At 73.5% G+C, this 9,721-nt stretch carries 8 protein-coding genes; all 8 read right to left on the bottom strand.

The window, feature by feature from the left end; all coding sequences use genetic code 11:
- Positions 1–136 precede the first annotated feature (136 nt).
- Entirely contained in the window at positions 137–358 is a 222-nt protein-coding gene (locus tag MTF69_RS20820; RefSeq protein ID WP_243336448.1) for an MbtH family NRPS accessory protein, read from the bottom strand.
- A 172-nt stretch (positions 359–530) separates the two neighbouring features.
- Positions 531–1,529, bottom strand: coding sequence for a 2,3-diaminopropionate biosynthesis protein SbnB (sbnB, locus tag MTF69_RS20815; RefSeq protein WP_243336447.1), 999 nt, complete (start codon positions 1,527–1,529; stop codon positions 531–533).
- 69 nt (positions 1,530–1,598) lie between these two features.
- Entirely contained in the window at positions 1,599–2,972 is a 1,374-nt protein-coding gene (locus MTF69_RS20810) for a condensation domain-containing protein (RefSeq protein WP_243336446.1), read from the bottom strand.
- A 5-nt stretch (positions 2,973–2,977) separates the two neighbouring features.
- The gene (gene sbnA / locus MTF69_RS20805) at positions 2,978–3,970 is read right to left on the bottom strand and encodes a 2,3-diaminopropionate biosynthesis protein SbnA (protein ID WP_243336445.1); all 993 of its coding nucleotides are present in this window, start codon (positions 3,968–3,970) and stop codon (positions 2,978–2,980) included.
- The gene (locus tag MTF69_RS20800) at positions 3,967–4,245 is read right to left on the bottom strand and encodes an acyl carrier protein (RefSeq protein WP_243336444.1); all 279 of its coding nucleotides are present in this window, start codon (positions 4,243–4,245) and stop codon (positions 3,967–3,969) included. The genes sbnA and MTF69_RS20800 overlap by 4 nt, the downstream gene beginning before the upstream one ends.
- 109 nt (positions 4,246–4,354) lie before the next feature.
- Positions 4,355–6,085 (bottom strand): acyl-CoA dehydrogenase, encoded by a 1,731-nt coding sequence (locus MTF69_RS20795; protein ID WP_243336443.1) that lies wholly within the window; start codon positions 6,083–6,085, stop codon positions 4,355–4,357.
- Complete coding sequence (locus MTF69_RS20790) at positions 6,082–7,887, bottom strand: acyl-CoA dehydrogenase family protein (protein WP_243336442.1); 1,806 nt, start codon at positions 7,885–7,887, stop codon at positions 6,082–6,084. Before MTF69_RS20790 ends, MTF69_RS20795 begins: the two co-directional genes overlap by 4 nt.
- On the bottom strand, positions 7,887–9,608 hold the full coding sequence (locus MTF69_RS20785) for a fatty acyl-AMP ligase (protein WP_374323460.1): 1,722 nt from the start codon (positions 9,606–9,608) through the stop codon (positions 7,887–7,889). Before MTF69_RS20785 ends, MTF69_RS20790 begins: the two co-directional genes overlap by 1 nt.
- Between the last annotated feature and the right edge of the window lie 113 nt (positions 9,609–9,721).

Genomic DNA, 9,721 nt, shown 5'->3' with positions numbered 1-9,721 from the left:
GGGGTGTGGCTCCTCGCGGAGCGGAGAAGGAGGAGAAGGCGGAGGAGGCGGAGAAGACAACGGGGGAAGCGGGGGGGAAGGGGGGCGGCCGGGCGGCTCCCCGGGGGGCGGGACGCCGCCCGGCCTCGGGGGTGGCTCAGGCCGCGGCGGACTCGTCGGCCGTGCGCCGGCGCAGAGAGGCCGGGCGCAGGTCGGTCCAGACCTCGGAGATGCGGGCGAGGCAGGTCTCGCGGGGGCCTTCGGTGCCCTCGGCACGCCAGCCCGCGGGCAGGTCGCGGTCGGCCCACCAGATCGAGTACTGCTCTTCGTCGTTGAGCACGACGCGGAAGACGCGCTCGTCGGTCTGCTGGGTGGTCATGGTGGCTCCTTGGCTCGTCTTCGATGGGGTGTGCTGGGTGGTCGCAGGAGGGCGGGGGCGCCCGCCGCCCGGGACGGGTCCGGCCGTGGGGATGCGGCCATCGGGTCCGTCCGTGGGGTGCCGGGCGGCCGGCGTAGGGTCCGGGGGTCGCGGGGGCTGCCCGCGCGGCCGGCTACGCGGGCAGGAAGTCGTCGACGCGGACGCCGAGGCCCAGTTCGCCGGCGCGGCGCGCGGCCATCGCGGCGAGGGCGATGTCGAGGACTCCGAGCCCGAAGGGGGAGTAGACGACGGGCCGGCCGGGCTCGCGGGTGACGGAGGCGGTGCCGCGCAGCAGGGCGCCGATCGGGGCGGCGATGAAGCCGCGGTCGCCGGTGCGCTGTTCGGCCAGGTGCAGCGAGGTGCGCTCGCGGCACACGTGGTCCGCGTCGTCGACCACGTTGACCGCGGCCAGGATCGCCTCGGGGGTCAGGTCCCTGAGCGATACGTGCAGGACGGTCGTGTCCGGGCCGCAGGCGGCCAGGTCCAGGTGCGGCTCGGCCGCGGTGGTGGCCAGCGAGACCAGCCGGTGCTCGCCCAGGGCGGCGGCCAGGTCGGTGACGGGGTGGGCCTTGACGCCGGGCACCTCACGGGCGCACTGCTCGGCGAACGCCTCGGCGCGGGCCGGATCGGTGTCGTAGAGCGCGGCCTCGCGCAGGTCCGGGAGGGCGGCGTCGAGGAACCGGAGGATCTCCAGGTTGATGACGCCGCAGCCGATGAGGAGGACCGAGACGGGCGGGGCGTCGGTGGTCAGTTCGCGGGCGGCCAGTGCCGCGCTGGCGGCGGTGCGCTTCGCGGAGATGACGGCGCCTTCGACGAACGCCACCGGGTGGCCGGTGTCGAGGGAGTTCAGGACGACGGCCGCGCTGGCCCGCTCCAGGCCGGAGTCGATGTTGCCGGGGAAGGAGGAGATCCACTTCATGCCCGCGGCGGGGGCGCCGCCGCCGACGTAGGCCGGCAGGCCGATGATCCGGTCGCGTGCGTGCTCCTCCTCGGGGAACCTCAGGAACACCGAGTGCGGCAGGGAGGTCTTCCCCTCGTCGTGGAGCTTGTAGGCATCCGCGACGAGGTCGATGATCTCCGACTCGCTGCCGGACAGAATTTCCGACACGTCCGCCCGCCGGAGTATCAGCATGGGGTTTCCTCTCGGTCGTATTTCCTTTCTTGGATCGTCGAGTCGGTGGCTATACCAGGCCTATACGTTTCATGCCGCGCCACTGCCCAGGGCCAGCAGGAACGCCAGGTCGTCGGCGTCGACGAGCGACGCCTCGGCGACCGGGGCGGCGGGGTCGTCCAGGCCGGCCCGCAGCAGACGCGCGTAGGTGTCCGCGAACCGCTCGACGGTGGCGGCGTCGAACAGGTCGGTGTTGTACCGCAGGAGCGCGGTGAACCCGGAGGCGCTCTCGAGCACCTCCACCGTCAGGTCGAGCTGGCCCTCCTGCTGCGGGACGTCGCACAGCTCCAGGCGCAGTCCGCGGTGCTCCACGGGGCCCTGGAAGAGGCCCGGGACGGGCAGTCGGTCGGCGGCGACCGAGGTGAAGGACACCTTGAACAGTTCGCCCCGGCCGATGAGTTCGAGCGGGTACGCGATGTGGGACATGCCGCGCAGCAGCTGCAGGTGCGCGCCGTGCGCCAGCTCCCCGAGGGAGGTCGACGGGCCGATCCCCGCGGTGACCGGCAGGGCGTTGACGTAGTAGCCCACGGCTTCGCGGGTGCCCGGCTGCAGGCGGGTGGTGGCCGGGCAGCCGATGAGGAAGCGGGGGCCGCTCCCCGATCTGTACAGGGCGGCCTGGAAGGCGCCGAGCAGCCATGCGAAGGGGGTCAGCCGGGATTCCTTGGCGGCGGCGCGCAGCCGCGCCGCGTCGTCCTCGTGCAGACGCAGTTCGTGGGTGGCTCCGTTGAGGGTGCGCCAGGCGGGCCGGGGCCGGTCGGCCGGCAGGGTCGCCAGGGGGACGTCCGCACACACCTCGCGCCAGTAGTCGGCGGCGCGCAGGCCGCGCGGGGAGCCGGCCAGGCGCCGCTCGGCCGCCACGTACTCGTCCCAGGTCGCCTCCAGCGGCGGCCAGTCCGGGCGGGTGCCCGCCGCGGCGGCCTCGTACGCGTGGAGCAGGTCGCGTACGAGGATCCACTGCGAGGTGGCGTCGCTGACGATGTGGTGGGTGGCGGTGAGCAGCACCGCGTCGTCCGGGGCGCGGCGCAGCAGCACCGCGCGGAACGCCCCTTCGGAGGCGAGCCGGAAGGGTTCCTCGCCGGCCCTCCGGGCGAGGTCGAAGAGGGCCTCGTCGTCGGCTCCGGGGACGTCCCGCACGTCGAGGCGCACCTCGTCCGCCGGCACGGTCCGCCGGACCGGCCGGCCGTCGTCGCGGGCGTCCTCGCCGTGGCCGTCCCCGTCCCCGTCCGCGGGGAAGCGGGAGCGGAGCAGCTCGTGACGTTCCACGAGGAAGGTCAGCGCCCGCCGCAGCGCACCGGTGTCGAGCGCGGTGCGGATCCGGACGGCGAGGACGACGTTGTAGGCCGGGCTCTGCGGATCGAGCTGGTGGGCCAGCCACAGGCCCTCCTGGCCGGCGGACATCAGCATGGGGTTCAGTCCTTCCAGAGGTGGGATATCTCTCCGAAGTTGCGCTGCACCCACGCGTCGGAATAGATGGTGTCGAGATAGCGGTCTCCCCCGTCGGGGAAGATGAGTACGCAGTTCGATCCTTCGGGAACGCGGTCCCGGAACCTCTGGAGGGCCGCGACGGTGGCTCCGGAGGAGCCCCCGGCGAGGATGGCCTCACGGCCCACCAGCCGGCGGCAGGCCGCCACGCAGTCGACGTCGGAGACGTGCACGATCTCGTCGGGTGCGTCCGGGTCCATGAGCGGCGGCACGACGGACGCGCCGTGCCCGGGGATGAGCCGCTGTGTCGGCTCCAGACCGAAGATGGCGCTGCCCAGCGCGTCCACCGCGACGACCTTGGTGTCCAGGCCGGCCTTGCGGATGTGGTCGGCGCAGCCGCGCAGGGTCCCGAAGGTGCTCACCGAGGCGAAGAGGAAGTCGACCTGCCCGTCCAGGGCGTCGTCGATCTCCCGCATGGTGACTTCGTGGGCGCGCGGGTTGAGCGGGTTGGCGTACTGGTTGGGCCAGTAGGCGTGCGGGACCGTCGCGACCAGTTCGCGCACCCGCCGCAGGCGCATCGGCAGGTACTCGCCGGTGGCCCGGTCCCGTTCGGTGATGACCTCCACCTCGGCCCCGAAGGCCGCGAGGATGGCGAGGTTCTGCTCGGTGGTCTTGCCGTCGACCACGCAGATGAAGCGGAACCCGAAGTAGCGGCAGATCTGGGCGAGCCCGACCGCGAGGTTCCCGGAGCTGGACTCGACGACGACCGACCGGCCCGGTTCCAGCTCTCCGCTGCTCACCGCGTCGATGAGCATGCGCAGTGCGGACCGGTCCTTGATGCTGCCGCCGGGGTTGAACCGCTCCACCTTGGCGAAGACCCGGGAGCCGAATCCCGGGAGCAGGCTCTTCAGTTCGACCAGGGGAGTGTTCCCTATGGTCGCCAGGATCCCTTGGTACGGTTTACGGCCTTCGCTGTTCACAGCCGCTCCAATTCGCCCGCCAGATAGACGGTGATGGCATCGACCGTGGGGTGGTCCCAGGCCATGGTCGGTTCCACGAGGAGACCGAACCGGTCCTCCACGTCGCCGCACAGGGTCAGCGCGTAGACGGAGTCCAGCCCGATCTCGACGAGATGGGCGGTGGCGTCGATCTGGCTCACGGGGCACTCGAGGAAGTAGGCGACGCGGTGGACGAGCCAGTCGCGGATCTCCTGCGGATCCGCCTTGGTGGTTGCTGCGACGGTGACTTCGGACATGGTGCGGCTCCTTTGTGAGGCGGAGGGCGGAGGCGAGGGGGGCGGAGGAGGGGGGAGGCGGAAGGGGGGAGGGAACGGCGGAGAGGGAACGGGGCCGTGGGAGGCCGGGTCACGGCCGGGTGAGCCGCCCGCGGTTCAGGTCGTACGTGAGCCCGTGGTCGAACCGCTCGTCGATCTCCCCGGCCAGCCGGTCGGTGACCTCCCGCTCCAGGGGCCCCGGGCGCAGCCCCATCCGGCCGGCGAGGCGGTGCAGGGCGCCGATGACCCAGGCCGGGTCGGCCGTGAAGCCCTCGCCGTGGCGGTACGTGCCCAGGCAGGCGGCGGCGGCCAGCAGGTAGGTGTAGCGCTCGGCGAGGACGAAGCCCCGGCGGCCGGCGATCACGGTGCGGTCCCGGGGCGGCAGGGCGGCCGCCCGGCGGCCCAGGTCCCGCAGCTCGTCGGCGAACATCCGGGCCAGTGCGTCGACCCGCGGGTCCTCGTAGGAGGCGGACAGCAGCCGGGTGAGGCTGTCGCGGCCCCGGGAGTTGAGCTCCAGGCGGCCGAGGTCGAGCGGCGGCAGGGCGGCGCCGGGCCGGAACAGCGCTTCGGGGGGCTGTTCCCCGGTGGTGTCCGGCCAGGCGCGCTCGGCCATGCGGGGCAGTTGCGGCACGATCGTGGCCAGGCACACGGCGCTGCCCGCGTGCGCGAGGGCGACCACGGGCAGGTCGCGGGCGGCCTTCTGGAAGATGGCGTACGGGCCCTCGCGCAGGTAGCTGCGGGCGCCGAGCAGGACCGACAGCCGGTAGGAGGAGTCCTGGAGGAGCTTGGGCACCAGGTACTTCACGGCGGCCGACTGGATGCTGGTCTCCTCGGGCAGCAGGTGCAGCGAGCGCGCCCCGACCGTGGCGAGCGCGTCGCAGACCAGCAGGTCGAGGAAGCTCGCGATGAGGGTGGCCCGCGCGTGCGGCAGCCCGGCGACCGGCCGCCCGTAGAGGATCCGGTCGCGGGCGAAGCCCACGACGGTGCGCAGCTGGGTGTCTCCGACGCCGACGACCATGCCGGGCAGCACGCTGCGGGTGACCTGGAAGGCGCGCAGCACGGTCTCCGTCGCACCTCCGCTCTCGCCGACGACGGCATCGGCCGGGACCGGGCACCGGTCGAAGTCGACACCGCCGAGGAGGCAGCCGCGCACCCCCGAGGTGGGGTAGCGGCGATCCCGGCGCATCCGGTCGGGCGGCAGCGAGGTCAGGTCCACCAGGAGGTGGGATTGGCTGCGGCTGCCGGGCCGGTCGTCGGTGCGTGCGAACAGCAGGGCCGCCTCGGCGCGGGAGACGTTGTTGACGAGCTGTTTGCCGCCGTCCAGGACGAGGCCGGCGCCGTCGGCCGAGGGCGTGGCGCTGAGCGTGGTGCGGGAGAAGTCGCTGCCGTGCGCCAGCTCGGTGTACGCGGCGACGATGCGGCCGCCGGACGCGAGCAGGCCGGCGACCCGGCGCTGCTGCTCGGCGCTGCCCGAGGCCCAGACGGGCAGGGCGGCGATGAAGCTGGTGATGCCGTAGCCGATGCCGAGCGCGCAGTCCCGGCGGAACACGGCGCGCATCAGGTGGGCCAGGCCGTCGGCGCGGTCCAGGCGGCCGCCGAGGGCCGTGGGCACGAACTCGGAGCCCAGCCCGTAGTCCGCCAGCATCCGTTCACCGGCGGCGAGCAGCTCGCCGCGTTCGTCGGCGGCCAGTACGGCGGCGTGCCCCAGCGGGTTGGCGGGGTCGAGGGGGTTCCCGAGCCGTCGTTCCAGGTCGGCGATCCGGTCGGCGGTGGGGACCGCCTCGGCGGGCGGCGCTGCCACGGGGGTGAGGGCGGTGGTCATCGTGCCTGCTCCTGGTTCGCGTCGGCGTCGGTGCGGCCGCTCTCGGCCAGTGCGCAGGTCAGCAGCGAGAACAGCAGCCCGCCGTCGTGCTGGGCGCGCAGGATCGGCAGCAGCCGGTCCAGTGCGGGCCCGTCCGCGTCGTCGAGGTCCGCCTCGCCGGTGAGCCTGCGCAGCAGCCGGGCCAGTACGGCCTCCAGCCAGGCGCCTTCCGTCCAGAGCCCGCCCGTCACGGGGCCGGTGTCGGGGGCGCTGTGCAGCCACAGGTGCAGGCTCGCGGCGGCGGCGTACAGGACGCAGTAGCGGCCGGCGAGGTCGAAGGCGTGCTCGGGGACGTCGCGGGCGGACGGGCGGTATGCGGCGAGCTCGGCGTGCAGTTCGTCGGCGAGCAGCCGCAGCCGGCTCGCCTGGGCGGCGACGGCGGCGGGGGCCTCGCCCCGCTCGGCGCGGCGCAGGACGGCCTCGACGGCTTCGGGCAGGCTCTGCACGACGCTGCAGCCGGACCGTGAGTACAGGGTGAGCAGGCCCGGGTCCAGCTCGGGCGTGGGGCCGTCGAGCCGTGCGGCCCCCTCGACCCCGGGCCGGTCGGCGAGGCCGGCGCGGTAGCCCCGTACCAGCATCGGGAAGTGGTTGATCAGGGAGTTGAGGTTGACGACGGTGCTGCCGTCGAAGATGCCGACGATGCGGTGGTTGCGCTCGATCTCCTGGAAGGTGCCCTCGGCGTGGTCCTCGACGAGCATCGCGCGGGCGCCGAGCACCTGGCGCAGCGCGGCGATCGCCTGGTCGGCGACGGTGGGCACCAGGTACTTCACGATGGCGGACACGGCGCTCTGCTCCGCCGTCAGCGTGTGGATCGAGCGGGTGGCGACCAGACTGACCGCCTCGGCCGCGAGCAGGTCGGCGTACGCCTCCGTGAGGGTGCGCGCCGCGTGCGGCAGGTCGGCGAGGCGCCGGCCGTACAGCTCGTGGGCGCCGGCGAAGCCGACGGCGATCCGCAGGGCCTGGTCGGCCATGCCGAGCGACATCGCCGAGCAGAGGGTGCGGGTGATCTGGAAGCCCTTGAGGATGATCTCCAGGCCCGATCCCTCGGCGCCGATCCGTGCGTCGAGGGGCACTTCGGCCGCGTCGAAGGCGATGCCGCTGATGTCCGCGCCGCGCACGCCGTGGGTGGCGACCGCGTCGAGGTGGTGCCAGCTGCCGGGCGCCAGTTCCTTCTTGTCGGCGAGCAGCAGGCTGAACCCGCGGGCTCCGCCGTCCGGGTCGGTCCGCGCCAGGACGCAGACGACCTCGGACCGGGTGGCGTTGTTGATCAGCCACTTCTCCCCGTCGAGGCGGTAGCCGCCGGGGGTGCGCACCGCCGCCAGTTCGCCGGCCAGCAAGTCGCTGCCGTGGGACTGTTCGGTGAGCGCGAGCGCGACGACCGCGCCCGCGTTGACCCGGGAGGCCAGCCTGCCCGCCTGTTCGGGGGTGCCCGCCACCCAGGCGGACACCGCCCCGAGGTAGGTCTTGATGTGGGCGAGCGCCACGGTGAAGTCGCGGCGGCCGAGGGTGCGGATGATCTGGAGGAGTTCCTCGCTGCTGCGCAGCGCTCCGCCGTGGGCGGCCGGGGCGAACCAGCGCGGCAGACCCATCACGTCGAGTGCGGCGCAGATCTCGTCGGGGAAGGCTTCGGCCCGGTCGAGTTCCGCGCACCGTGCGAAGGAGAACGCCAGGCTGCTGTCGCCCGGGTCGCCGAGGAGCCGTTCGAGTTGTTCGGTGAGGGCGAGCGGCCGCCGGGCGGCCGTCTCGGGGAGGGTCAGCTCCATCAGCGGTGCACTGCCTCTCGGTTCGTGGCCGGCAGGGGAGCGGACGCGGCCGGCTGTGCGAAGGCCGCCGCCAGCTGCGCGTCCAGTTCGGCGTGTACGGGAGCCAGCCCGCCCTGTTCGAAGAGCTGCCGCATGCGGGTGCGCTGGATCTTCCCGCTGGTGGTGCGGCGCACCTGGCCGACGCGTACGAGGACGATGCCGCCGACGCGGACCCCCAGTACGGCCGAGAGCCGGGACTTCGCGCCGCGGGCCAGGGCGCGCAGCTCGTCAGCGCCGAGCCCGCGGGCCCGCAGCTCCTGTACGACGACGATCTCCTCGTGCGCGCCGGGCCGTACCGAGAACACGGCGGCGGGCAGCTCCGCGAACGCCTTGTCCAGGGCCCGGACCTCGCGTTCGATGTCGTGCGGGTACAGGTTCCGGCCGTGCACGATGATCATTTCCTTGAGGCGGCCCGTGACGTACAGCTCGCCGGCGTCCAGTGCGCCCAGGTCCCCGGTCCGCAGGAAGCCGCCCTCGCCGGAGGCGGTCACCGCGCCGAACGCCTGCGCCGTCTGTTCCGGACGCCGCCAGTACCCGTGCGCGACGGAGTCGCCGCGGATCCAGATCTCGCCGACCTGCCCGTCGGGCAGTTCCCGCGCGGTGCCCGGGTCCACGATGCGTACGTCCAGGTCCCGCACGATGCCGCTGCTGACCAGGTCCTGGGCGGGCTCGCCCGGTTCCGCGGGGGTCAGGGAACCCGCGGCGAGCCCGTCCGCGGACACGCGCAGCACCACGGGGGCGCTGTCCGCCCGGGTGCCGGACACGTACAGCGTGGTCTCCGCCATGCCGTAGCCGGGCAGCAGTGCCTCGGTCCGGAAGCCCGCGGGCGCGAAGCGCTTCGCGAAGCGTGCCAGGGTGCCCGCGTCGACCGGCTCGGCGCCGTTGCAGGCGTACCGCCAGCGCGACAGGTCGAGTCCGGCGATCTGCTCGTCGCTCAGGAGGCGGGAGCACAGGTCGTAGGCGAAGTTCGGCGCGCAGCTCACGTCGGCGCCGTACTGGTCGATGAGCCGGAGCCAGCTCACGGGGCGCTTGAGGAACTCGGTGGGCGACATCAGCACCGCGGTGCCCCCGAGGTGGAGCGGGGTCAGCATCATCGCGATGAGGCCCATGTCGTGGTAGGCGGGCAGCCAGCTGCACCAGGTCATGCCGGAGTGCCAGCCGTGACTGCGGCGCATCAGGCCGATGTTGTGGACGAGCGCCCCGTGCGGGACCATCACGCCCTTGGGATCGCTGGTCGAGCCCGAGGTGTACTGGAGGAACGCCAGTGTCCCGGCGTCGGCGGCGAAGGGCTCCAGGTCCCGGCCGTCCGCCGTGAGCGCCTCGGCGAGCGTCTCCTCCGCCAGTACCAGGCGTGCCCCGCTGTCCGCGGCGATGCCGTCGGTACGGGCCTCCTGCTGGCTGTGCCCGCCCTGCGCGGGCACGGGCACCGGCACGACGCCGGCGTAGAGGCAGCCCAGGAACGCCTGGATGAACCCGGTGCCGGGGAAGAAGGACAGCAGGGCCCGGTCCCCCGGTTCGGCTCGGTCGGCGAGCCATCGCGCGACGGAGCGGGCCGCGGCGTCCAGCGCCTCGTAGCTGAGTTCCTCCCGGTCCTCTCCCGCGCAGAACCGTACGGCGGTGCGCCGCGGTGTCTCCATGACTCTGCGCCGGAAAGCGCCTACGAACCCCTCGAAGCCGGCCACGCCCAACTCCCCACCCTCTTGGTCCACTCGGTCCAGGTCCAAACCGGCCCACATGTCCGGATCGCGGTCGGCACCGCCCGCCCACCCTGCGCAGCGCCCCTATGTCGCCCCTA

It is taken from the genome of Streptomyces sp. AP-93 (genome assembly GCF_022808175.1).
Classification (GTDB): domain Bacteria; phylum Actinomycetota; class Actinomycetes; order Streptomycetales; family Streptomycetaceae; genus Streptomyces.
The sequence above is the reverse complement of the archived record's forward strand: the minus strand, read 5'-3'. Positions and strand labels throughout refer to the sequence as shown.